Source organism: Pseudomonas sp. BN505, assembly GCF_029873175.1.
GTDB lineage: Bacteria > Pseudomonadota > Gammaproteobacteria > Pseudomonadales > Pseudomonadaceae > Aquipseudomonas > Aquipseudomonas putida.
This window is the reverse complement of the sequence record NZ_SSOI01000064.1, coordinates 1-22,934: the sequence shown is the minus strand read 5'-3', so window position 1 is coordinate 22,934 and position 22,934 is coordinate 1. Positions and strand designations below refer to the sequence as shown.

Annotated in this window: 20 protein-coding genes; 10 read left to right on the top strand and 10 right to left on the bottom strand. The window is 62.4% G+C overall.

Annotation, left to right across the window (positions count from 1 at the left end):
• Window positions 1–93 precede the first annotated feature (93 nt).
• Entirely contained in the window at window positions 94–780 is a 687-nt protein-coding gene (locus E8E78_RS20375) for a GNAT family N-acetyltransferase (protein ID WP_016499277.1), read from the bottom strand.
• Window positions 781–860: 80 nt separating this feature from the next.
• Window positions 861–1,802 (bottom strand): N-acetyl-gamma-glutamyl-phosphate reductase, encoded by a 942-nt coding sequence (gene argC, locus E8E78_RS20370; protein WP_049274830.1) that lies wholly within the window; start codon window positions 1,800–1,802, stop codon window positions 861–863.
• 114 nt (window positions 1,803–1,916) lie between these two features.
• Here argC and E8E78_RS20365 point away from each other — a divergent pair, with 114 nt between their 5' ends.
• Window positions 1,917–2,798, top strand: a complete 882-nt coding sequence (locus tag E8E78_RS20365; protein ID WP_049274835.1) for a LysR family transcriptional regulator — start codon at window positions 1,917–1,919, stop codon at window positions 2,796–2,798.
• 176 nt (window positions 2,799–2,974) lie between these two features.
• Window positions 2,975–3,247, top strand: coding sequence for a hypothetical protein (locus E8E78_RS20360; RefSeq protein WP_016499280.1), 273 nt, complete (start codon window positions 2,975–2,977; stop codon window positions 3,245–3,247).
• A 138-nt stretch (window positions 3,248–3,385) separates the two neighbouring features.
• On the opposite strand, the gene E8E78_RS20355 is transcribed toward E8E78_RS20360, so the two are convergent.
• Window positions 3,386–4,036, bottom strand: coding sequence for a TIGR04211 family SH3 domain-containing protein (locus E8E78_RS20355; RefSeq protein WP_016499281.1), 651 nt, complete (start codon window positions 4,034–4,036; stop codon window positions 3,386–3,388).
• Window positions 4,037–4,307: 271 nt separating this feature from the next.
• Here E8E78_RS20355 and E8E78_RS20350 point away from each other — a divergent pair, with 271 nt between their 5' ends.
• Complete coding sequence (locus tag E8E78_RS20350; RefSeq protein WP_016499282.1) at window positions 4,308–5,651, top strand: OprD family porin; 1,344 nt, start codon at window positions 4,308–4,310, stop codon at window positions 5,649–5,651.
• 128 nt (window positions 5,652–5,779) lie between these two features.
• Window positions 5,780–6,259 carry a VOC family protein gene (locus E8E78_RS20345; RefSeq protein WP_016499283.1) on the top strand — a complete coding sequence of 160 codons (480 nt, stop codon included), beginning with the start codon at window positions 5,780–5,782 and terminating at the stop codon, window positions 6,257–6,259.
• Window positions 6,260–6,404: 145 nt separating this feature from the next.
• Here E8E78_RS20345 and E8E78_RS20340 read toward each other — a convergent pair whose 3' ends face one another.
• Window positions 6,405–8,153 carry a BCCT family transporter gene (locus tag E8E78_RS20340; protein WP_016499284.1) on the bottom strand — a complete coding sequence of 583 codons (1,749 nt, stop codon included), beginning with the start codon at window positions 8,151–8,153 and terminating at the stop codon, window positions 6,405–6,407.
• A gap of 311 nt (window positions 8,154–8,464) precedes the next feature.
• On the opposite strand from E8E78_RS20340, the gene E8E78_RS20335 reads away from it, so the two are divergent.
• The 4 genes from E8E78_RS20335 (at window position 8,465) to E8E78_RS20320 (ending at window position 10,698) form a co-directional block, all read left to right on the top strand.
• A complete protein-coding gene (locus E8E78_RS20335; RefSeq protein ID WP_016499285.1) occupies window positions 8,465–8,782 on the top strand; it encodes a hypothetical protein in 318 nt (105 codons plus the stop codon).
• 8 nt (window positions 8,783–8,790) lie between these two features.
• Window positions 8,791–8,991, top strand: coding sequence for a DUF1289 domain-containing protein (locus E8E78_RS20330; protein WP_010954468.1), 201 nt, complete (start codon window positions 8,791–8,793; stop codon window positions 8,989–8,991).
• A 50-nt stretch (window positions 8,992–9,041) separates the two neighbouring features.
• The gene (locus E8E78_RS20325; protein WP_049274834.1) at window positions 9,042–9,683 is read left to right on the top strand and encodes a LysE family translocator; all 642 of its coding nucleotides are present in this window, start codon (window positions 9,042–9,044) and stop codon (window positions 9,681–9,683) included.
• Window positions 9,684–9,909: 226 nt separating this feature from the next.
• The gene (locus tag E8E78_RS20320; RefSeq protein ID WP_114942517.1) at window positions 9,910–10,698 is read left to right on the top strand and encodes a transporter substrate-binding domain-containing protein; all 789 of its coding nucleotides are present in this window, start codon (window positions 9,910–9,912) and stop codon (window positions 10,696–10,698) included.
• A 17-nt stretch (window positions 10,699–10,715) separates the two neighbouring features.
• Here E8E78_RS20320 and E8E78_RS20315 read toward each other — a convergent pair whose 3' ends face one another.
• The 4 genes from E8E78_RS20315 to E8E78_RS20300 form a co-directional block, all read right to left on the bottom strand.
• A complete protein-coding gene (locus E8E78_RS20315; RefSeq protein WP_049278237.1) occupies window positions 10,716–11,723 on the bottom strand; it encodes an XdhC family protein in 1,008 nt (335 codons plus the stop codon).
• A 154-nt stretch (window positions 11,724–11,877) separates the two neighbouring features.
• Window positions 11,878–13,221: a cytochrome c gene (locus E8E78_RS20310; protein ID WP_049276894.1), complete on the bottom strand. Its 1,344-nt coding sequence runs from the start codon at window positions 13,219–13,221 to the stop codon at window positions 11,878–11,880.
• Window positions 13,222–13,239: 18 nt separating this feature from the next.
• Entirely contained in the window at window positions 13,240–15,489 is a 2,250-nt protein-coding gene (locus E8E78_RS20305; protein WP_049276892.1) for a molybdopterin cofactor-binding domain-containing protein, read from the bottom strand.
• Entirely contained in the window at window positions 15,489–15,944 is a 456-nt protein-coding gene (locus tag E8E78_RS20300) for a (2Fe-2S)-binding protein (RefSeq protein WP_016487486.1), read from the bottom strand. Before E8E78_RS20300 ends, E8E78_RS20305 begins: the two co-directional genes overlap by 1 nt.
• A 315-nt stretch (window positions 15,945–16,259) precedes the next feature.
• Between E8E78_RS20300 and E8E78_RS20295 the strand changes: the two genes are divergently transcribed.
• Window positions 16,260–18,446, top strand: coding sequence for an OsmC domain/YcaO domain-containing protein (locus E8E78_RS20295; RefSeq protein WP_280313601.1), 2,187 nt, complete (start codon window positions 16,260–16,262; stop codon window positions 18,444–18,446).
• Window positions 18,447–18,707: 261 nt separating this feature from the next.
• Window positions 18,708–19,520 (top strand): class I SAM-dependent methyltransferase, encoded by an 813-nt coding sequence (locus E8E78_RS20290; RefSeq protein WP_049276889.1) that lies wholly within the window; start codon window positions 18,708–18,710, stop codon window positions 19,518–19,520.
• On the opposite strand, the gene E8E78_RS20285 is transcribed toward E8E78_RS20290, so the two are convergent.
• Window positions 19,507–20,388, bottom strand: a complete 882-nt coding sequence (locus E8E78_RS20285) for a DUF6708 domain-containing protein (protein ID WP_059396146.1) — start codon at window positions 20,386–20,388, stop codon at window positions 19,507–19,509. The genes E8E78_RS20290 and E8E78_RS20285 overlap by 14 nt on opposite strands.
• Window positions 20,389–20,390: 2 nt before the next feature.
• The coding region (locus E8E78_RS20280; RefSeq protein ID WP_280337139.1) for a T6SS effector BTH_I2691 family protein at window positions 20,391–22,934 on the bottom strand (2,544 nt) is incomplete at its 5' end.

The following is a 22,934-nucleotide window of genomic DNA, read 5'->3' as shown; positions in this document are numbered from 1 at the left end:
TCGCGGGCTCGCCCGCTCCCACAGGTACATCACCGGCCTTGGGCCTGACGGTAGTCCTGTGGGAGCGGGCAAGCCCGCGAACAGGCCATCGGATCAATGCACGGTCTTGCGCTGCCGTACACACTCCAGCGCTTGGGCGGCCAGCTCATCCAGCCGTTCATCGCGCATCTGCTCTGCTTCGATCATCGCATCCTCACCCTGCTGGTTAAGCAGGTAGGTGTGAATCTGCATCACTTCAGCGGTTTGATAAATCGGCGCAATGTCCAGGCGCCCGATCAACGCACCACTGGCATGGCCGGTACTGCTCATCAGCACCTGCGGCCCATTGGCGGCCACCACCTGCATGCCCATCGCCTCGAACCACGGCACCTGGCTGGCAAAGGCGTTCAGCTCCACGCAGGCATGCCGAGCCTGCAGGTCGCCCAGCAAGGCGCGGGCGATGCCCTGGCGGCGATGGCTGGCGCGCACGGCAAGAAATGCCAGTGAACACGCCTGCTCATCGTCGTCGGCCGGCAGCGACAGGGCAAAGCCCAGCAACTGGTCCGGCGCCTCTGCATCCAGTGCAAGGGTCAGCGCCACGGCAAGGCCGCGGGTGCCATCCAGTGCTTGCAGGTACTGGTGCACCTCCATGCCGACGCCGTACTGGTACAGCGGGTACAGCGGGTTTTCGGCGGTAATGGCGACACTGCTCAGTTCGCCGACATGGTGGATCACCAGCTCGCGGATCTGGTTCTGGAAAGATTCGGGCGGCACGCTGTCGAGGCGGCTCAGGATGAACATCGGGGGGCGGGCTCCGGCGGGTGGGAATACAGCCCGGGCCAGGTTGGCGCGGGCTGTACAGTTTAACCGGTTTTGCCGTATCAGCCTTGTTGCTGTAGTGCACCAAGCATCAGGTCGAGGTTTTGCACCGCTGCGCCGGAGGCACCTTTACCCAGATTATCGAACACTGCGGTCAGCAAGACCTGGCCATGCTCGGGGTTGGCATACAGCGCCAGGCGCAGGTCGTTGCTGTCGTTCAATGCCTCGGGGTCAAGGTTTGCAGCTGCGCCTTGCTGATGCAGCGGCATCACCTGCACATGGCGTGCGCCCTGGTAATGCCGCTCCAGGCAGGCCTGTAGCTGTTCGGCGCTGACCTGGCCCGGTAAGAGTCGCAATTGCAGTGGGATACTCAGCACGATGCCCTGGCGGTAAGCACCGTAGCCTGGCATGAACACCGGCCGTGCCAACAGCCCGGCATGTTGCTGGATTTCGGGTACGTGCTTGTGCGCCAGCTCCAGCCCATAAAGTTGCAAGACCGGTGCATTACCGGCACCGGGTTGTTCGTGGCGCTCGACCGCCGCGCGGCCACCGCCGGAGTAGCCGGAAATGGCATGGATGCCCAGCGGGTAGTCGGCTGGCAGTAGCCCGGCCTTGACCAGCGGGCGTAGCAGGGCGATGGCGCCAGTGGGGTAGCAGCCCGGGTTGCTGACGCGCTTGCTTTGGGCAATGCGTTCGGCCTGCTGGTCGTCCAGTTCTGGCAGGCCATAGACCCAGCCCGGGGTGGTACGGTGCGCCGAACTGGCGTCGATCACCCGCACCTGCGGGTTGTGGATCGCTGCCACGGCCTCACGAGCGGCGTCGTCGGGCAGGCACAGCAGGGCGATGTCGGCGCTGTTGATGGCCTCGCGGCGGCGCTGCGGGTCTTTGCGATCGGCCTCGGGCAGGGTAAGCAGGCGCAGGTCGCTGCGGCCTTGCAGGCGGGCGTGGATCTGCAGGCCGGTAGTGCCTTGGTCACCGTCGATGAAGACAACAGGGGTATGCATGGTCAGGGTCCGGTCGGGTTGGGATGGCCCATGCTCGCCTGTGGCTGGACTAAAGGAAATTTGAATATCATGATGCTGATGTTCATTTATTCTGAATGTAGGCCAATAAAGACCATGCGCGAAATCAGCCTTGACCGCCTCCGCACCCTGGTGGTCATAGCCGACCTGGGCTCTTTTGCCGAGGCCGCCCGCCAGCTCAACCTGGCACCGCCCACCATCAGCCTGCATGTGGCCGAACTGGAGGCACGTATCGGCGCCCCGTTGCTCAGCCGCACCCGCGGCCAGGTGCGCCCCACGGCCATTGGCGAAACGCTGCTGGCGCGTGCCCGGCGCCTGCTGGCCGACGCCGACCTGGCGCTGGACGAAGTACGCCGACAAGTCGAGGGGCTGACCGGCCGGGTACGCCTTGGCGCGTCTACCGGTGCTATCGCCCACTTGCTACCGCAGGCACTGGAGCACCTGCGTGCGGACCATCCGGGGATCGACGTGCAAGTGCAGGTGCTGACCTCCCAGGCATCGCTGGGGCGATTGCGCGAGGGGACGCTGGACATCGGCCTGGTGGCCCTGCCGCAGGTCGCCGGCAAAGGGCTGACAGTTAATCCCTGGCGGCGCGACCCGATCCTGGCCTACGTACCGGCCGACTGGCAGCCGCCGACGAAGGTCACACCGGCCTGGCTGGCGCAGCGGGCGTTGATCCTCAACGACAGCAGTACCCAGCTGTCACGGGTTACCGGGGAATGGTTCGCGGCAGCGGGGTTGTACCCCGAGCCGCGGATCGAGTTGAACTACAACGATGCGATCAAAAGCCTGGTCGGGGCCGGTTACGGCGCTACGTTGCTGCCGCAGGAAGGCGAGGCCGCCGAACTGGACCGGCGCATTGCGCGCCGGCCGCTGCGCCCAGGGTTGTGGCGGCAGTTGGGTATCGCCTGCCGGGAGGGCCAGGTGGAACGGGCCACGGGGTATGTGTTGCAGGCGTTGGAGCGCTTGCGACAGTAGGGCACAGGCATCGTACATGCCGCTGCGAGTGCGGGTTTTCATCGAATTCCTGTTCGCCAAGACAGGTTTACCGCTGGGCTGAAGCCCTGCGATTCAAGTTGCGGCCAACTATGCTGTTTGCTGCGTCGAGCAAGATACACCTCGACGAACCCTATGGTTTTCCAGGAGAACGCTCCATGAAATCCACGAAATGCATACCCTTGTTGGTGATTGCGTCCGTCCTCAGCTTTGCCGTACACGCAGACCCTGCGAGCAACTGTGAGGCCAAGATCAAGGAACTTGAAGATTTCCACAAGGCCAGCGGCCAGGCGATGCATGGCGGCATGGCCCATGACTTCAAAGTCCACCTGCAAAATGCCAAGGATGCTCAGAGCAAGGGTGATTTTACCCAGTGCCAGTCCTCGGCGGACCAAGCCAAGACCATCTATAACAAGGCGCGTAGCAAGTAAGCCCTTACTGGCTTCTTCGCGAGCATGTCGGATCGCCGCACCGCCGCTCCCACAGGTACTGTACAAGCCTTGAATCTGTTGCAAATCCTGTGGGAGCGGGTTTACCCGCGAAGAGGCCAGCGAAGGATGGTCAAGCTGTCAGAACCAGCGATCATTCTTCTTCCGCCCACGGGTCAACGCCGGCAAGATCAGCCCGGCCAGCAAGCCCGCACCGGCAATGCTGCCGCCATACACCATGTAGCGCATCATCACCTGCTTGTTCTCGTCACCCAGGCGCGCCTGGGTATCGCGCAGCTCCGACTGGCTCTGGTCGAACTGTTCATTCAGCGCCTTGTTGCGCGCTTCCAGTTCGTCGATGAGTTTTTTCCGTGAGTCGAGGGTTTCCTGCATGCCCTGTACCCGGCTCTTCCAGCTGTCGTCGATGGTCTTCAACTGCCCGGTCAGCTCCACGACCTGGGCGTCGAGTTGCGGCAGGCGCTCGTTCTGGCCCGGCACCGCTTGCAAGTCGTTGCTGAGTATCCATACCACATCGCCATTCTGCCCACGCACCTGGCTGTAATTGCCCTGGGTGCCGAGCAGGGTCAACTGTTGCCCCGACTTCAGGGTACCGACGATGCGGTGGCCGTCGGTGGGGCCGCTGCGCACATAGGTACTCAGGCTGTCGCTGACCCAGCGTGCGTCGCTGGCGGGCTCTTCGGCGTGCACCGGCGCAGCAAGGGCCACCAAGGCGGCAATCAGGCCGCCGCGCAGGGCAGGGAGGACGGAAGCGGTTGGGCGGGATTCGGGCATGTTGGGTCTTCGCTGAAACAGGACAAAAGTAGGCCCGATGACTGGGCCGATGAACCGGTCGCTGAGTTGACCGTCAGCCAAAGACCCTTTTTTTGTAGGCAGGTTCACTACCTGATATCGGAAATGTCTGCAGGATGTTGCGGAAACTCGCCCCAGAGCGCTTCGCCTGCGATGACGCAATTGTAATGCACGGATCACCTTGGCGTTATCTGCCGGCCGTCAATCTCGGCCAGCCGACACAACTATAAAGATGACGTACAAGGAGCATCGGATGACCTGCAGATCACCCCTGAAACTGGCTGCGTGCATGGCGCTCTCCGGCGTCGGCAACCTGGCGATGGCGGCGGACGAGGCCGCGCAAGGCTTTATCGAGGGCAGCACGCTCAGCGTGCTCAACCGCAACCTCTACTTCAACCGCGACAACCGCGATTCCGCAGCCCCCACGCACAACCCCGGCAAGCAACCCGATAACGGTTATTCCGAAGCCTGGGCCCACGCCGTCATTGCCCGGTTCGAGTCGGGTTTTACCCAGGGCACCGTGGGTGTTGGCCTGGATGCGTTCGCCATGCTCGGCCTCAAACTGGACACCGGCGGCGGCCGCAATGGCGGGCGCAGTTCGTTCGATGTGTTGCCGGTAGACCATGACGGCCAGGCCCGAGACGCGTACACCAAGGTGGGTGGCGCGGCCAAGGTGCGCCTGTACGACACGGTACTGAAGGTAGGCGATGTGTTCCCGGCCAACCCGGTGGTGGCCGCTGGCGACTCACGGCTGCTGCCGGAAAGCTTCCGTGGCGTGACCCTGGAAAACACCAGTATCAAGGACCTCACCTTGCAAGCCGGGCGCCTGCATGCCATGAGCCAGCCGGTGTCCAGTGATCTGCGGGAGAACTTCGTGACCTTCTATGGCGGCCCGGTCGATTCGCCGTGGATCGCCTATGGCGGCGGTGACTACACGCTCGACGAACATGTCAGCGTCAGCCTGTTCAGCAGCCGGCTCAAGGATGTGTGGAACCAGTACTACGCCGGCACCAGCCTCAGTTGGCCATTGAGCGATGAGCTGGCCCTGATCGGCGGCTTCAACTATTACAAAGCCGTGGATGAAGGGCAGCAGCGGCTGGGCGCCTTCGACAACGACATCTGGAGCGCCAGGCTGGGTGTGAGCTTCGGCGCCCACACCCTGGCGCTGACTCACCAGCGCAACAAGGGCGACGATGACTTCGACTACCTGCGCCAGTCCGACTCGATCTTCCTCGACAACTCCATCCAGTACAGCGATTTCAACTCGCCCAAAGAGCGTTCGTGGATGCTGCGTTATGACCTGAACATGGCCGCCTACGGTATTCCCGGGCTGTCGTTCATGACGCGCTACGGCAAAGGCACCGATGCCGACTATTCCAACGCCAACGCTGTGTACATGCGTCGCGATGCCGACGGCAACCCGCTGACCGACCAGAAGCGCTGGGAGCGTGACATCGAGGTCAAGTACGTGGTGCAGACCGGCGCGGCCAAGGACTTGTCGCTGCGCGTGCGCCAAGCCACCACCCGGGCCACGGCTTTCGAGTCGGACCTGGACGAAGTGCGGCTGATCGTGGAGTACCCATTGTCGATCCTGTGAATTCACCTGGGTAGCGCTGCAGCTCCTTTGGTTTGGGTGGGTGTTTTGGCGCTCCGTATGGGGCGCTTTTTTTATGTTCAAGGGTGCGGGCTAGACTCAAGGGTCCACACCCTTCATGGAGCACGGCCATGACTGCCAAGAACACCATCTGCCTCTGGTACGACAACGATGCCGAGGAGGCCGCCAACTTCTACGCCAGCATCTTCCCGGACAGCAAGGTGATTGCGCTGCACAAGGCGCCAGCTGACTACCCTTCGGGCAAGGAGGGCGATGTCATCACTGTCGAGTTCACTGTCATGGGCATACCCTGTGTGGGGCTCAATGGCGGCTCGACGTTCAAGCACTGTGAGGCGTTTTCGTTCCAGGTCAGTACCGAAGACCAGGCCGAAACCGACCGCTTGTGGGATGCGATCATCGCGAATGGCGGCGAGGCCAGCGTGTGTGGCTGGTGCAAGGACAAGTGGGGGATCTCCTGGCAAATCACCCCCCGGATCCTGATCGAGGCGATTGGCCACACCGACCGCGCGGCGGCCAAGCGGGCATTTGAGGCCATGATGCAGATGGGCAAGATCGATGTGGCCAGGATAGCGGCGGCATTGAAGGGGTGAACCGCAGGCGTTTCATGGGCTGTGGTTATCGATTTGCCCTGGAAAATCGCTTATCGAGGGGGCGCTGTTCCATACCTCAAGTGGCGCCCCCGAACCAGACGCTGTACCCGCCCGCTCCTGCAAGGGACCGGGCGGGGCTGGCGTGTCAGGTTTCGGACACTTCGCTCGCTGCTGCCGCCTGCTTCACCGCAGCCTTCTTCTCCTGCACAACGATGTAGAACTCCTCACCATGCTTCACCGCCCCATACAACACGGCCTTCTCGATCAGCTCGTTGCCGCGCAGGTGACGCAGCATCATCGGGTCCTTACGCAGGTCGCGGTACAGCGCCAGGCACAGCAGCACCATCACCACCACAAAGGGCAGGGCCACGACGATGGTCAGGTTCTGCAGCCCGGTCAGCGCCTCGCCCGGGTCCCGCGGGTCGCCGATCGCCAGCATGATCGCCGCCACCGTCCCGGTCAGCGCGCCCCAGAAAATCACCGTCCGCCGCGATGGCGCGGTGGTGCCGTGTTCCGATAGCGTGCCCATCACCAGTGACGCCGCATCGGCACCGGAGACGAAGAAGATGCCCACCAGGATCATCACCAGCACAGAGGAAACCGACGCCAGCGGGTAGCTGTCCAGCAGCTGGTACAGCGCGTGGTTGCTGTTGACCGCACCGTTGGCCAGCTGGAAGGCGCCTTCGCGCAAGGCATCGATGGATGCACCGCCGAAAATGGTGAACCACACCAGGCTGACCAGGCTCGGCACCAGCAGTACCCCGGTGACAAACTGGCGAATGGTGCGGCCGCGGCTGATGCGGGCGATGAACATGCCCACGAACGGTGTCCAGGAAATCCACCAGGCCCAGTAGAATACGGTCCAGCCGGCCAGCCAGCTGTTCATCTGATCGCCGCCGCTGGCGTTGGTGCGGGCCATCATTTCCGGCAGCATCTTGATGTAGATACCGATCGAGGTCGGCAGCAGATTGAGCATGAGCAGGGTAGGGCCGACCATGAACACGAACGCCGCCAGCACAAGTGCCAGCACCATGTTGGTGTTGGACAGCCACTGGATGCCCTTGCCGATGCCTGACACCGCCGAGGTGACGAAGGCAATGGTCAGCAGGGTGATGATGGCGATGTAGAACAACTTGCCGGGGCTTTCGACCCAGCCGTTGTATTCCAGCCCGCCGGCAATCTGCAGCGCACCCAGGCCCAGCGAGGCCGCCGAGCCGAACAGCGTGGCAAAAATTGCCATCATGTCGATCAGGCGGCCGAGCGGGCCGTTGGCGTGCTTGCCGATCAACGGCCGGAATGCGGCGGATATCAGCTGCGAGCGGCCACGGCGGTAGGTGCCGTAGGCAATCACCAGGCCGACGATGGCGTACATCGCCCAAGGGTGCAGGGTCCAGTGGAACAGGGTGGTAGCCATTGCCACCTGCATCGCTTCGCTCGTCTGCGCGGTGGCCGAGCCGGGTGGCGGCGTCACATAGTGCGACAGCGGCTCGGCAACGCCGAAAAACATCAGGCCGATGCCCATGCCGGCGCTGAACATCATTGCCACCCAGGACACCGTGCGGAATTCTGGCTGTTCGCCATCACGGCCCAGTGGCACCCGGCCATAACGGCTGGCGGCCAGCCACAGCACGAACACCACGAAAAGCGTCGAGGTGAGCACGAAGAACCAGCCAAAGTTGAGAATGACCCAGGATTGCGCGCTGGAGGCGCTGCTGGCGAGGCTGGCCTGGTTGAGGAAGCCCCAGAGGACGAACGCGATCGCCAGAAGGCTGGTGAAACCAAAGACAATCCAGTCGAGTTTGCCCTCGAAATGCCGGTCCTGGCGGGCTTCTGCGGTTTTCGAGGGGTCTGTCACGCCAAGGTCGAGTGTTTCGGTGATGTGTTCCTTTGCCATGAATGATGAGGCCCCTTTGTGGTTTACCTGCAGGCGCAGGCTTCTTGTTGTATGGGCGACCGAGTTCGATGACGGCCTCGGCGGGGAGATTGCCGGCCGATTATCCTGTGCCCGAAATGGCTGTACCTGTCCCGTAAACGTCTTGGGGCGTCCATTGCGCGACCTGCCAAATACTTTTAGTTCTGGGGGCGGTGGCCCTTTCTGCCTCGCGTTCTGGTACCCTGTGGGCATTACCCTGGCCTGCACATCCGGGCACCGTAGAAGCGTTGCTGCTTGTGGGCCAGGCCGCACCAGGAAACGGAGATTCGTCAATGGCCACTGACCGTGTGAGCCTGATTCATTTCGATAAATTGAGCATGAGCCCTGCCGCCGCCGATCGGTTCCAGAAAGCCCTCGATGCGCTGGCAGCGCTCAAGCTGCAGGACCGTTACGTGTACCTCATCGCTCCTTATCTGGGTGATATCGCTGACGCCTCTGACGCTGAGCAACTGGACACCGCCCTGGGCCAGTGCATTCGTGTGGTCGATGAATTGCTGGCTGCCAGGTCGGTCAGCAAAGCCAAGTCCGAAGAAGTACGCCAGGTGTTCCAGAGCGCTGCCGAACGTGCACGGGCAGAAATGCCCGGCTGAGTGGTGGCATGGCCAAGGATATCGACAACCCCTGCGTTTCGTTATGCCAGCTCAACAGCGAGCTGTGCGTGAGCTGTGGCCGTACCCGTGACGAAATTCGCAAATGGCGGGGCATGAAACGCCCGGAAAAGATGGCCACCGTGCAGCGCGCGGCAACGCGCATGAAAGCTATCGCCAAGAAGGCAGCCAAGCGGCAGAATGCTGGCTGATCCTGCGTGCCCTGCACGCGGCCTAGCCTGATTTGCCTGACGAGCCTGAAATGGATTCTCACTCGCTGCTTGCCTTTACCCTTGTCGCTGCCATCGCGATCGCCAGCCCTGGCCCCGCCACCCTGATGGCCATCAACAACAGCCTGGCCCACGGCCAACGGAGCGCGGTCTGGTCGTCGCTGGGCAATGGCTCGGGCCTGTTCTGCCTGTCGGCTGCGGCCATGCTCGGGCTGGGCGCGTTGCTGGCCAGTTCCGAAGTCCTGTTCAACGCCGTGAAGATCCTGGGGGCAGGCTATCTGTTCTACCTCGGTGCGCGGCAGTTGCTGAAAAAAAGCCCGATGCTGGAGCAGGGCGCTGCTGAGGGCGCTGCCAAGGTAAGGCCCACCCCGCTGAAGTTGTACAAATCGGCTTTCCTCACAGCGGTGACCAACCCTAAGGCAACCATGTTCTTCACTGCGCTGTTCCCGCAGTTCATCGACCAAGGGGCGGCACTGTTGCCGCAGTTCCTGACCCTGACGGGGATTTTCGTGGGCTTGTCGCTTGCTTCGCTGAGCTTGTATGCCGCACTGGCGGCGCGGGCCAAGGGTGTGTTGACCCAGCCGTCGATGTCACGCTGGGTGAGCCGCGTGGTGGGCACCACCTTTATCGGCTTTGGTGCGGCGATTCTGGCGATGCGTCGGCAAGGGGCCTGAGGCGCGACAGCTCGAACCGGGCGTCGGTTGATAACTGGCGTCGTGGCCGGCCAAGATATTGGGTTGGCCTGTTTCTTGGCTGGCCGATGAAAGGCCGCCCCACTAACAACTCTTAGTCCAGACTGTCTATAGCACGCGCAGATGAATGCTGCGGTCGAGCACGGGATGTGGCAGCCTTTGGCCACCACGCCGGGTCGCCGGATGTTACATGTGCCGAGGGTTGTAGATGATCCAGCGTTGCTTGAGCAAAGCCTTGCTGCTGTTGCCTTGCCTGTTGCTGCCCCTGGCGGCCGCAGCGGACGAGCCATGCCGACGGCTGACCGCGACCGGCAACCCGGAATACCCCCCTTACCTGTGGCGCGACCCGCAGAACCCTCAGCAACTGATCGGTGCCAACGCCGACCTGCTCAAGTACCTGGGCAAGCAGTTGGGGCTGGACATCGAGTTGGTGTACGGCGGCCCCTGGTCGCGGGCGCAGGAAGAAGTGCGCACCGGCCGGATCGACCTGCTGGCCGGGTATTTCATCACCCAGGCCCGGAAGCAACAGATGGACTTCATCGCCCCACCATTCCTGAGTACTCCCAGCGTGGTCTGGGTACGCCAGGACAATGCCTTTGCCTACCACCAGTGGGCAGACCTCAAGGGCCGCAAAGGCGGGACCCTGGTCAACAACAGCCATGGCCAGCAGTTCGATGAATACGCCCAGGCCAACCTCATCCTCGAAGCGGTGCCTGGCGCACGGCAGGCGTTCGAGAAGTTGATGCACAAGCGCAGTGATTACGTAGTGTACGAGCAGTACCCCGGCATGGCGTTGGCGCGCACCCTGGGCATTGCAGCCACTGTGCAGGTGTTGCAGCCCCCGGTGTCCAGCGAAGGGTTGTACCTGGCGATTTCGCATGATTCGCCCTGCAACAAGCCACAGCTGCGTGAAGCCCTGGCGCGGGAGATGGCGAAGGTCGTTGCCGGGGCGCTGCCCGAGCAGATGCTGAAGCAGAACCTGGAGCCGTGGCAGTAACAGCCCCGTACGTGCTCCTACAGGGACCCCGCTTCCTTGGCCTGGCTCACGTTGACCGCACCTGGCAGGGTGACGTCGTTTTTTGCCGCGAGAATCTCGGCCATTACACTGACAGCGATCTCGGCCGGCGTCTTGCTGCCAATGTAGATGCCAATCGGGCCATGCAGGCGCTGCAGCGAGGTCTCGCTTTCGCCGAAGTGTTCGATGAGGCGCTCGCGGCGCAGCTGGCTGTTACGCCGCGAGCCGATGGCGCCAATGTAGAACGCAGGGCTGTGCAAGGCTTCGAGCAGGGCCAGGTCGTCCAGTTTGGGATCGTGACTGACCGCGACGATGGCGCTGCGAATGTCTGCGGCGAAGGCGCGGACCACGTCGTCCGGCATGCCGGGCAGCACGTTGACCCCGGCGATTGCCCAGCCTGCCGTGTACTCCGGGCGCGGGTCGCACAGCGAAACATTGAAGCCGTTGAACAGGGCCATGGTGGCGAGGTACTCGGCCAGTGCGCCGCCCCCTATCAGTAGCAGGCGGTAGCCGGGGCCGAGGGTGCTGAGCATGCGCTGGCCGTCGAAGCTGAACAGTTCGGGTGTGCCGGTGGCACAGAGGCTGGCTTCGCCGCTGCGCAGGTTCAGGTCACGGCGCACCAGGCTTCCGCGGCCGAGGCAGGCCAGCAGTTGGTCCAGGTGCGCCAGTGCCGGGGCGAACTCCAGCACCAGTTCAAGGGTGCCGCCACAGGGCAGGCCAAAGCGGTGGGCCTCGTCGGCGCTGACGCCGTAACGTACCACCTGAGGCTGGCCATCGGGCATGCCGGGCCCGCCGTATGCGGTGGTGTAGCGGTGGATGAGGTCGTCTTCGATGCAGCCGCCGGAGACACTGCCGGCCACGCGGCCGTCGCTGCGCAAGGCCATCATCGAGCCGACCGGTCGGGGGGAGGAGCCCCAGGTACGGGCGACCGTGGCGAGCAGGACGCGGTGACCGGTGGCGAGCCAGTCTCGGGTGGTGCGCAAAACCAACAGATCAATGCTTTCCATTGGGGGTCCATTAAACCTGATGTTCAAGGGTGGCTGTGCTGGCCTCTTCGCGGGTAAACCCGCTCCCACAGGTATTACACCCATTTACAGGGCGGCGTGTTTCCTGTGGGAGCGGGCATGCCCGCGAAAAGGTCGGTGCATGAACCACGGCAAATCAGCGCATATGCAAGATGATCGGGCTGCTGCTGGCCGGGTCGGTATGACCACGCAGTTTGCCTACCGCCTGCGCATCCACCTCACCCCCCTGGTTGCCCCAGGCCGTACGCACGAAGCTCAGCACCTCAGCAATGTCCTGGTCACGCAATTGCGCGCGGAAAGCCGGCATGCGATAGGCATCCGGCACACCGGCAGCCACCACCCGCTGCGAACCATTGAGGGTGATATTGATCGCCGAGGCGTTCTCCTTGGCCAGTGCCGAGGTGGCGCCTGCCAATGGCGGCATCCATTCGGCCTGGCCTTTGCCGTCCAGACCGTGGCAAGACGCGCAGTGGGTCACATAGGTGTGCGCCCCCGGGCTGTCGAGCCGTGCAGCTGCCGATTCGGCCTGGTATTGCCATGGCGCGCCGTCACGCTGGGGATCGCCGGGCAGTGATTTCAGGTAGTGGGCAATGGCGGCCAGGTCATCGTCGTGCATGAACTGCGTGGAATTGTTGAACGCCTCGGTCATTGAGCCGAACACCACGGCATGCCGGTTGCGCCCGGTTTTCAGGAACTGCGCGATTTCTGCCTCGCTCCAGCGCCCCAGCCCGGTGTTGTGGTCGGCGCGCAGGCTCGGTGCGTACCAGCCGTCGAGCAGGGCACCGGCCAGGAACGGCTTGCCGCCTTCATCCAGGGCCTTTTCGTTGAAGGCCAGGCCGCGCGGGGTGTGGCAACTGCCACAGTGGCCGGGGCCCTGGACGAGGTAGGCACCCCGGTTCCACTGCGCATCCTGCCCTGCCTTGGCGGTGTAAGGCGTGGTGGCCGCGAACAGGCCATTCCACAAGGCGATTGGCCAGCGCAGGTTCAATGGCCAAGGGATGTCGCTGGCCAGGTTGGCCTGTTGCACCGGTTGCACACCATGCATGAAAAACGCGTATAGCGCCTTTACATCGTCATCGCTGAGCTTGGCGTAGGACGGGTAGGGCATGGCCGGATACAGCCGGCGGCCACCGGGCGCGACACCCTGGCGCACGGCACGGTCGAAATCGGCCAGGCTGTAACTGCCGATACCGCTGTCGCGATCGGGGGTGATATTGGTGGCGTGGATGGCACCCAGCGGGGTGGCCATTTCCAGCCCGCCAGCGAAGGGCTTGCCATCCGGCAGGCTGTGGCAGGCAACGCAGTCACTGAGGCGGGCCACGTACTCGCCACGGCTGACCAATGCCGGGTCAGCGGCAGTGGCCTGTACGTCGGCAAACGGCGTGGCCGACTCGCGGGTGACATACCAGGCCAGCAGGCCTGCCGCGACCAGGCACGGCAGCGCCAGCCAGCCAGCGGTTCTTGCGAAACGATGGGTCATGGGGCGTCCCTTGTGCGATCAGCTGAAGGTATGGCGGCTCAGTGGCAGGCTGCGTACGCGCTGCCCGGTAAGCTGCGCGACTGCGTTGGCCACTGCCGGGGCGACGGCGGGTAGCGGTGGCTCGCCGATACCGCCCATCTTCGCGCCGCTTTCGACTATGCGCACATGCACCCGGGCCATGCGCGAGGGCGGCAGGATCGGGTACAGGTCGTAGTTGCGTGCGCGTGGCACGCCATCCACGTATACCGCTTCCTCCACCAGCGTCTGCGACAGGCCAAGGGCAACCGCACCATTAACCTGGTGTTCGATGATCGCCGGGTTGACGATGCTGCCCGGGTCGATGGCCTCCCAGATGTCGTGCACCTTGACCTGGCCGTTCTCGATCGATACCTCGGCGATGACTGCCGCCTCCGAGCCGAATGGTGAGGCCATGGCCACGCCGCGTGCCCGTTTACTGCCATCCTCGGCGGTGAACGGCCCGCGTTTCCAGCCACCGGACAAGTCGGCGACCGCGTTCAGCAGGTTGGTCAGGCGCGGGTTGTCGCGCAGCAGGTGCAGGCGTAGCTCGAACGGGTCCTTGCCGCCTTTGTCGGCCAGTTCATCCAGGAATGATTCATAGAAGAAGTCGTTCAGCGAGTTACCCACCGAACGCCAGTAGCCAAGCATGGCCGGGCCTTTGACGTAGATCTGGGCAATGCGCTTGTTGGCGATGGCGTACGCCTTGCCTGATAGCCCCTCAAGCGCGGTCGGGTCGATCTTTTCCCCTTGTTTGCCAGCAAGAGCCTCGGTTGGGCCTTCGGTGGCGCTGACCGCTTCGAGGGCCACTGGCATGCCATCGGCATCCAGCCCGGCGCGGAATTTCACCACTGCGACCGGGCGCAGCACATCACGCAGGAACTCTTCTTCGCGGCTCCAGATGAGTTTTACCGGCCGGCCAACCGCTTTGGCCAAGGCAATGGCTTGCGGATAGGGGTTGGCCGAGTCGTACAGGAAGTGGCGGCCAAAGAAGCCGCCCAGCAGTGGCGAGTGCAGGTTGATGTGCGCAGGCTCCAGGCCGGTACGCTTGGCAATGTCGTCACGGAACATGTCCGGGGCCTGGTTGGGCAGCCAGACGTCCAGGGTGCCATCCGGGTTGAAGCGGGCGAGGGCGGACGGTGGCTCGAGCTGGGCATGGTTCAGGTACTGGTTGTGGTAGCTGGCTTCGACCTTGGTCTTGGCATTGCTCAAGGCGCCGGCGATATCGCCTTCGTTCTCTTCATCACGGGCCGGGCCCTCGACCGTTGCCAAGTGCTCGCGCCAGGCGTCGCTGGAGAAATCGGCCGGCATCGGCCGCACCTTGCTGTCGGCGGTCGGCTCTTGCCAGTCAACCTGAACCGCCTCCACCGCACGCTTTGCGTGCCACCAGCGCTCGGCCACCACCGCCACGGCGCCCGGCAGCTGATGCACCGAATGCACACCTTTCATGGCCTTGACCTGCTCTTCGTTGCGCAGGCTGCCCACGGTCATGCCCAAACGTGGCGCGTGCTGCACGGCGGCGTGGAGCATGCCGTCGACCTTTATGTCGATGCAGTACTGGGCCTTGCCGGTGGACTTGTCGTAGGCATCCAGTCGGCGAACGGGTTTGCCAATCCAGCGAAACTGGCTGGGATCCCGCAGCTTGACACTGGCCGGGTCGGGTACCGGCAGGTCCATGGCGCGCCCGGCGAGGTCGCCGTAGGGTATCGAACGCCCGCTCGTGGTATGTACTACGTTTCCTGGTGTGGTCGAGAGTTCGTCGACCGGCACCCCCAGTTGTTCGGCGCCCGCCTGCAGCAGCATGGCCCGGGCAAGGGCGCCCAGGCGGCGCATGGTCGGGTAGCTCATGCGCACCGACATGCTGCCGCCGGTGATGCGCATGCCGTTTTCCATCACTACATAAGCTTCGCCCGGTGGCGCGCTATCGACCACGAAGTTGACGGGGTCGACATCCAGCTCTTCACCCACAATCTGTGCCATGGCGGTGAAGGGGCCTTGCCCGCCTTCCATGAAGGGGCTCAGCAGGCGTACCGTGCCGTCTGGGCGAATCTCCAGAAACGCCGGCACCTGAGTGCCGCGTTCTGCGGTTGCCGCGGCTGCGGCCTGCACGCGGGCCGAGCCCATGGGCAGGCCGAAACCCAGCACCAGGGCGCCGACTGCGGTGCCGGCAAGAAAGCGCCGCCGCGACAGGTTGACGGTTTCGCCCAGTTGCAACTTGAGCAGCTCTGCGGGGCTATCGACTGGCGTGTTCATCAGGCCTGCTCCCCTTGGGCCAGGTCATGCACGGCAGCATGGATGGCGTTGTAGGTGCCGCAACGGCACAGGTTGACCATGGCCGCGTCGATCTGCGCATCACTGGGCTTGGGGGTGTGCTTGAGCAGCGCCGTGGCGGCCATGACCTGGCCAGACTGGCAGTAGCCGCACTGGGCCACCTGGTGCTCGACCCAGGCCGCAACCACCCGTTTGCCAACGGCATCGGCTTCGATTGCCTCGATGGTGGTGACCTCGCGCCCCACCACACCGGCCACCGGGGTGACGCAAGCGCGGACCACGTTGCCGTCCACCAGCACCGAACAGGCGCCGCACTGGGCCAGGCCGCAGCCGTACTTGGTGCCGGTCAGCCCCAGGTCATCGCGGATCACCCACAGCAAGGGCGTGTCGGCGTCCGCCTCGACCTGGTAGGTCTGCTGGTTAATGCGTAGTTCCATGGTTCACCTGCCAGTCATCGGTTGCTGTCGCTGTGTTTTTTCTGTGTGGGAACACGTTGTTCCCCAGAGGAGAAACGCTAGCACAGGGGGATGACCGCTGGTCTGGAGGCGAGGGCAGGTTCAGAGGATCAGGCAAGCAATCCGGTGGAATGCGCAAGTCTGTACTGGCCCCATCGCCGGCAAGCCAGCTCCCAAGTCCCTGTGGGAGCTGGCTTGCCGGCGATGGGGCCAGGCAGGCAAACAGGACTTCTGGCGTAAAAACCCGGATAATGCCGGCCAATTTCGTTTTGCACGCTTAAATCACGGTAACCCCGCATGGAAATCAAGGTCAATTTTCTCGACAATCTCCGTCTCGAAGCCAAGTTCGACGACTTCACGGTGATCGCCGACCAACCGATCCGCTACAAAGGCGATGGTTCGGCCCCAGGCCCGTTCGACTATTTCCTGGCGTCTTCGGCCTTGTGCGCGGCTTACTTCGTCAAGCTGTACTGCCAAGCGCGCGACATCCCCACCGAGAACATCCGCCTGTCGCAGAACAACATTGTCGACCCGGAAAACCGCTACAACCAGATCTTCAAGATCCAGGTCGAGCTGCCCGAGGACATTTCAGACAAGGACCGCCAGGGCATCCTGCGCTCAATCGACCGCTGCACGGTCAAGAAGGTTGTGCAGACCGGCCCTGAATTCGTGATCGAAGTGGTCGAAAACCTCGATGCCGACGCCCAGGGCCTGTTGATGCCGGTGGCGGACAGCAGCACCTACATCCCAGGCAAAGACCTGCCGCTGGAGCAGACCATCGCCAACATGTCGGGCATCCTCGCCGGGCTGGGGATGAAGATCGAGATCGCTTCGTGGCGCAATATCGTGCCCAATGTGTGGTCGCTGCATGTGCGCGACGCGCAGTCGCCAATGTGCTTCACCAACGGCAAGGGCGCGACCAAGGAAGCGGCGCTGGCCTCGGCGCTGGGCGAATTCATCGAGCGCCTGAACTGCAACTTCTTCTACAACGACCAGTTCTGGGGCGAGGAGCTGGCCAACGCGCCGTTCGTGCACTACCCGAACGAGCAGTGGTTCAAGCCTGGCCCGCGCGACGCGCTGCCGGCCGAGATCCTCGACGAGCATTGCCTGGAAATCTACAACCCGGACGGTGAGCTGCGCGGTTCGCACCTGTACGACACCAACTCGGGCAATACTGCGCGCGGCATCTGCTCGCTGCCGTTCGTCCGCCAGTCCGACCAGCAGGTGGTGTACTTCCCGTCCAACCTGATCGAAAACCTGTTCCTGAGCAACGGCATGAGCGCCGGCAATACCCTGGCCGAGGCGCAGGTGCAATGCCTGTCGGAAATCTTCGAGCGCGCCGTGAAGCGCGAAATCCTCGAAGGCGAGCTGTGCCTGCCGGACGTGCCGCAGGAAGTGTTGGCCAAGTACCCGGCCATTGTCGCCGGTATTCAGGGCCTGGAAGAGCAGGGCTTCCCGGTGCTGGTCAAGGATGCCTCGCTGGGTGGCGAGTTCCCGGTCATGTGCGTGACTTTGATGAACCCGCGCACCGGTGGCGTCTTCGCCTCGTTCGGTGCCCACCCGAGCCTTGAAGTGGCGCTGGAGCGCAGCCTCACCGAGTTGCTGCAGGGCCGCAGCTTCGAAGGCCTGAACGACCTGCCGCAGCCGACCTTCGAGAGCCATGCGCTGACCGAGCCGAACAACTTCGTCGAGCACTTCATCGACTCCAGCGGCGTGGTGTCGTGGCGCTTCTTCGGCGCCAAGGCCGACTTCGAGTTCGTCGAGTGGGACTTCTCCGGCCATGGCGAGGACTCCAATGTTCAGGAGGCCGCAACCCTGTTCGGCATTCTCGATGACCTGGGCAAGGAAGTGTACATGGCGGTGTACGACAACCTTGGCGCCACTGCCTGCCGCATCCTGGTGCCGGGCTACTCGGAAATCTACCCGGTCGAGGACCTGATCTGGGACAACACCAACCGCGCCCTGTCGTTCCGCGCCGACATCCTCAACCTGCACACCCTCGAAAGCCGCCCCCTCAAGTTGCTGCTCAAGCGCCTGGACAACTGCGATGTGGATGACTACACCACCATCACCACGCTGATTGGTGTGGAGTTCGACGAGAACACCGTGTGGGGCCAGCTGACCATTCTCGAGCTGAAACTGCTGATTTGCCTGGCGGTGCAGCGTTTTGAGGAGGCCAAGGAGCTGGTCGAGGCATTCCTGCAGTTCAACGACAACACCGTCGAGCGTGGCCTGTTCTACCAGGCGCTGAACGTAGTGCTGGAAGTGCAGCTGGATGACGAGCTGGAGATGGATGATTACGAAGCCAACTTCCGCCGCATGTTCGGCAATGCGCGCATGGACGCAGTATTGGGTTCGCTGGACGGCAGCGTGCGTTTCCATGGCCTGACCCCGACCAGCATGACGCTCGAAGGCCTTGATCGCCATCTGCGCCTGATCGAGAGCTACAAGAAGCTGCACGCAGCCCGGGCCAAATTCGCCTGATAGCTGCTGTCCCACTCGTTACTTTGTGCTGGCTGTACCGCCCTCATCGCCGGCAAGCCAGCTCCCACAGGTACTGCACCCTTGTGGGAGCTGGCTTGCCGGCGATTGGGCCAGCAGCGCTCATATAGCACTTTGATCCTGGCGCTATCCCCAAAGCGTCTTTCCGCTTCGCCTGACAGGCGAGTAAATTAGTTCCCCCCAATATATGGCGCGTTAACCGCCAGAAGGACCTCGGCCGCGCACGACAAGAAGGCGCAGACGATGAGCACCCCTTTGGACACCAGTGCCCTTAAAGCCCGTCAGCAGGCCGCGTGGGCCAGCGGTGACTACGCGGTAATCGGCACCACCCTGCAACTGGTTGGCGAACGCCTGGCCGAGGCCTGCGACTTGCGCTGGGACGAGCAGGTGCTGGACGTTGCTGCCGGCAACGGCAACGCCACCTTGGCCGCTGCCCGGCGCGGCTGTCGCGTCACCTCCACCGACTATGTGCCCGAATTGCTCAAGCGCGGCGAAGAGCGCGCGCGGGCCGAGCACTTGAATGTGTTGTTCCAGGCGGCCGATGCCGAAGCGTTGCCGTTTGCCGACGGAACCTTCGATGCCGTGCTTTCCACCTTCGGCGTGATGTTCGCCCCTGATCAGGCGCAGGCCGCAAGCGAGCTGGCCCGGGTGTGCCGGCCCGGTGGCCGCATCGGCCTGGCCAACTGGACCCCGCAAGGCTTTGTCGGGCAGATGTTCAAAATTCTAGGCCGGCATGTGCCTCCACCCCCCGGTGCCTTGCCGCCTTCGCGCTGGGGCGATGAGGAGCAGTTGCGGGTAATGTTCGAAGGGGCGCTTGGCGAACTGAAAGTCAGTCGTCAGCAGTTCAACTTCCGCTATCGCTCGGCGGCGCATTTCATCGAGGTGTTCCGCACCTGGTATGGGCCGGTACACAAGGCGTTTGCTTCATTGGGGCCAGAGGCGGCCAGTGCGCTGGAGCGGGATCTGACCCAATTGCTGGAGGAGAACAACGTCGCGGGGCCTTCATCGTTGGTGGTGCCGAGTGAATACATTGAGGTGGTGGTCATTCGGGGCTAGCAGGCGCTTCTTCCAATGCCTCCGCGGGTGGGGGGGCTGCACGGACATTGAAAAGCTTGCAGACGAAGTACCAAGCGATCGCGACCGTTAGGTTGTAGGGGAACAACACGGCCCAGAACGGCAGTTGCCAGTTTTTCTTGCCCTGCATTTCACCGGGCTCGCCGGTACGCCAGGGGGCATAGTGGCGCCAGGCTTCAGCCGGGGTCAGGCAGATGGCGTGGAGTGGCTTGTGCCACCAATTGGGCTCGCCGGGGGGCGGAAGCTTGTCTGGACCGTGGTTCATGAAATGGCGAAGGTACTCCCACACTTCGGCGACGTGTCTGACCCCGGGCTCGGTGGGTTCGTTGCTGTCGACCCAGAGGCAGTCTTTTTGGTGGAGGCTGCCATCCGCTCGGCGAGGGGCGAAGGCGAGGGCGTAGCTGGTGCTGAAGGATGAGCCGCCAAACTCAACGCGCTTGAAAATACCCCCGCCCATATTATCCCAATCAAAAACCAATACCCTGTTCAGTCGTTGGTAGTAAATCTTTCGTGTTGATCGGTTGAGGTAGATGTTAGATAAGCCCTTTATGAGAAATATCCGGTAGATGAGGAAGGGGAGGAATATGAAAGGGGTGAGTGCGAATCCGATAGTAAGTATTGGGTCAAATGTGTGCGGATTCCAGGCGTCACTTGAAAAGAAAGAGGAAGGGTAGATGCCGGTCATTACTATCAGGATCGATGCGCAGTACAATTTCCCCATGAAAACAGAATCTGTCACCCACGGGTTTCTTAAGCATAGGTTGTTTTTATATGCTTTTAAAAGTTGACCGCCAATAGCGGCTTTGTGCCCTGAATCTGACGTTGAATTGAATAACCAGATGGTTGTCATGATCAGCGTTCCAAACGAAAAATCGACAGGGTCTCATTGTCTTCGTCCAACCCCTGATTGGCGCTGTAGGCGAGATGCAGTGAGACATGATTTTGGTTGGTTAGCGTGTTCTCAAAATGTAGAACCAAACCAGCACCTACGATGTGGCCGGTTGGGGCGATTGGGAAAACGTCCATTCCTTGGCCGTCACGGAGGGCGCTCAAGCTCCCTGACCATTCGCTTACGCCTAGCCTGAAGCCAGGCAGTAGCACTGTGAACTCGACACCTGGTTGAGGTGTGGCTACTTCGTTATGTGTGATAGCGGTCCAGTTTGGCGGAGACCAGAGATGATCTTGATGCCATCGGGTATCGACTTTAGTTATACCGAGTGACAGGGCCTGCTCGGCGGAGAGTAGTTTAGGGCCGTAGTGTTCGTTGTACCAAGCTTTGATTTCGGTTTTTAGCGAAGCAAAAGCAGGAAGTCTATTTTCGTAGTCCAAGTTAATTCCAGCGTGCATCTCTCCATCGTTGATGCGATTGCCGAACACGCAACGTGCTGCCCAAAGCTCTATCGGGCTGTGCTGCCGCTCATGTGCCTTGGCGTGAAGGTACAGCCCTCCTGCAATGATGGCTACTCCCACCAGGACAAGTGCAGCCGCGGCCCATCCGGCGAACGGTACAAACGAAGTAACACCTGCAATTGACAGTCCGGCTTCAAGTACGACGATTGAGCCAGCGGCCATCGTTACTCCGCCAGCCATTGTGTATCGGGCTGCAATTTGGTCGCCATTAGTGCGCTGCCGCTGCGACTTGAATATGTCAGAAGTTAATCCGCTAATTATAGCGGGGTATCCCACTAAGCGTGCGTAGAGATTACTGCTTAAAAACTTCATGATCCCATTGCCAAAGGCCATGCCTGGTGCGGTCGGACTCAATTTCAGCATTACAGCCTTCTGCGTTGCTCGCACGCTGACCATCGTCGCCGCCGCTGCACCGATCACTCCGAAAATCGATGAAGCAAAGCCCAAGGTGTATTCCGGTGCATCGTTCTTTTGCAGGCTGTTATAGGCCGTCTTCAGCGATAAGATGTTGAACCACAGCATCCCCGCGTTCAAACCACCGCCACCGCCCGAGGTGAGCAACCCGAGAAAGTTGGGCTTCACTCGCGCAGTGGTGGTCAGTTCTATCGATATTGTCCGGCTACCCGAGATGCGCAGTTGTTTCATTTCCTCAACCTGCGCCATACCGCTCTTCAAATACTTCTGTGCCTCCTGGCTAAATGGATTTTCCGTGATGGCCTGTTCGGTGATTCGATAGCGCGCTGCCAACAACCCCAACGCCTTCTCGGCATTCGCCTCCCGTGCCGCCAACAGCACCTGCTGACGCAGGCCATGACTGGCATCCCACCGTGTCTGGCCATGCAGGCGCTTGAGCACTACGGTATTGACCGCCTGGGCGGTAAGGTCGGTGATGTCGGCCATGGCCGGGAAGCGACCCGCCAATCCTTCGATTACGTTGTCGCTGGCGCCGAACAAAGAGCCGGTCGAATCCGCCTTGTCCTTGAACGGGTTGAACGGCGCCAAGGCGGTGTACAGCGGGCTGTCGTGCTGGTCCAGCCATTGCTCCAGGCGTTTGAAGCGTCGGTCATGCTCTTCGGTGCCGGGTGTCGGCTGGCCCATCGGGTGAATCAGCAAAGCCAGCGAGATTTCCAGACCGCGGGCGGAGGTGCGTTCGTCGCGGTCGTAACACGCCAGCGCGGCTGCCAGGCTGTAGGGGTTGTCGATATGTTGCGATTCGGCAGTGGCCAGCCAGGCGTCATGATCATTGCTGGCTTGCAAGGCCAGGTTGCGCAGGGCTGCAATACGCCGTTCCAGTTCATCGCGCTCGGCGAGGAAATGCCGGTATTTGGCGCTATCGATGCGCCGCGCCAGGCGCGCGCCGTGGGGGGAGTAATCCTGATGGGTGAGGGCCTGGAAATGTGACTCGGCCGCAGACAGCGCAGGGCCACGCCGCTCCGTGCCAAGCCTGAAGGCGGCCAGTTCAGGTGAAGGCGCATCGGCCGGGTACATGCTTTCCAGCGTCTTGTTCAGCAGCATGCCCACCAGGTTGCGATGGTGGAAATCGCGGCTTTGCACGCTCAGTTGCTCGGCATCCAGGCGGTAGCACGCCGGCACGCGTTCCTGCTCGGGAGGTTGCGCGGGTTTTGTGTGTGCCAGTTGCTCGGCGGGCATCAGGTCGCGCATTTGATGTTGGTAGGCCGAGACCGACAGGCTCAGGTCCAGGGCCATGCCTTCGGCGTCGGCGAGTGCTACCACCACCGGTACCTTCGGTTGGGTCCAGGGGTAGTGACGCGCCACGGCGACCAGGTTGCCGATAGGCAAGGTTTCGGTGACCGGGTCGCTGCTCCAGGTCAGCGGCATGCGCCGTTCGGTTGGCTTGAAGTCTTCGACCCAGGTTTGCAGGGCACTGACCGGCAACACATGGGGCTGGGTGGACGGCGCCTGATTGCCGGCGATCAGTTCGGCCATGTCCAGCTGGCGCATGTGCCGTTTGCGCAGGGCTGATGA

Bases quoted from the DNA above. Each gene is read 5' to 3' on its own strand.
- E8E78_RS20310 (WP_049276894.1), bottom strand. From the start codon at position 13,221: ATGACCCATCGTTTCGCAAGAACCGCTGGCTGGCTGGCGCTGCCGTGC.
- E8E78_RS20315 (WP_049278237.1), bottom strand. From the start codon at position 11,723: ATGGAAAGCATTGATCTGTTGGTTTTGCGCACCACCCGAGACTGGCTC.
- E8E78_RS20335 (WP_016499285.1), top strand. From the start codon at position 8,465: ATGGCCACTGACCGTGTGAGCCTGATTCATTTCGATAAATTGAGCATG.
- E8E78_RS20290 (WP_049276889.1), top strand. From the start codon at position 18,708: ATGAGCACCCCTTTGGACACCAGTGCCCTTAAAGCCCGTCAGCAGGCC.
- E8E78_RS20350 (WP_016499282.1), top strand. From the start codon at position 4,308: ATGACCTGCAGATCACCCCTGAAACTGGCTGCGTGCATGGCGCTCTCC.
- argC (WP_049274830.1), bottom strand. From the start codon at position 1,802: ATGCATACCCCTGTTGTCTTCATCGACGGTGACCAAGGCACTACCGGC.
- E8E78_RS20340 (WP_016499284.1), bottom strand. From the start codon at position 8,153: ATGGCAAAGGAACACATCACCGAAACACTCGACCTTGGCGTGACAGAC.
- E8E78_RS20330 (WP_010954468.1), top strand. From the start codon at position 8,791: ATGGCCAAGGATATCGACAACCCCTGCGTTTCGTTATGCCAGCTCAAC.
- E8E78_RS20360 (WP_016499280.1), top strand. From the start codon at position 2,975: ATGAAATCCACGAAATGCATACCCTTGTTGGTGATTGCGTCCGTCCTC.
- E8E78_RS20345 (WP_016499283.1), top strand. From the start codon at position 5,780: ATGACTGCCAAGAACACCATCTGCCTCTGGTACGACAACGATGCCGAG.
- E8E78_RS20375 (WP_016499277.1), bottom strand. From the start codon at position 780: ATGTTCATCCTGAGCCGCCTCGACAGCGTGCCGCCCGAATCTTTCCAG.
- E8E78_RS20355 (WP_016499281.1), bottom strand. From the start codon at position 4,036: ATGCCCGAATCCCGCCCAACCGCTTCCGTCCTCCCTGCCCTGCGCGGC.
- E8E78_RS20320 (WP_114942517.1), top strand. From the start codon at position 9,910: ATGATCCAGCGTTGCTTGAGCAAAGCCTTGCTGCTGTTGCCTTGCCTG.
- E8E78_RS20305 (WP_049276892.1), bottom strand. From the start codon at position 15,489: ATGAACACGCCAGTCGATAGCCCCGCAGAGCTGCTCAAGTTGCAACTG.
- E8E78_RS20325 (WP_049274834.1), top strand. From the start codon at position 9,042: ATGGATTCTCACTCGCTGCTTGCCTTTACCCTTGTCGCTGCCATCGCG.
- E8E78_RS20365 (WP_049274835.1), top strand. From the start codon at position 1,917: ATGCGCGAAATCAGCCTTGACCGCCTCCGCACCCTGGTGGTCATAGCC.
- E8E78_RS20285 (WP_059396146.1), bottom strand. From the start codon at position 20,388: ATGACAACCATCTGGTTATTCAATTCAACGTCAGATTCAGGGCACAAA.
- E8E78_RS20295 (WP_280313601.1), top strand. From the start codon at position 16,260: ATGGAAATCAAGGTCAATTTTCTCGACAATCTCCGTCTCGAAGCCAAG.
- E8E78_RS20300 (WP_016487486.1), bottom strand. From the start codon at position 15,944: ATGGAACTACGCATTAACCAGCAGACCTACCAGGTCGAGGCGGACGCC.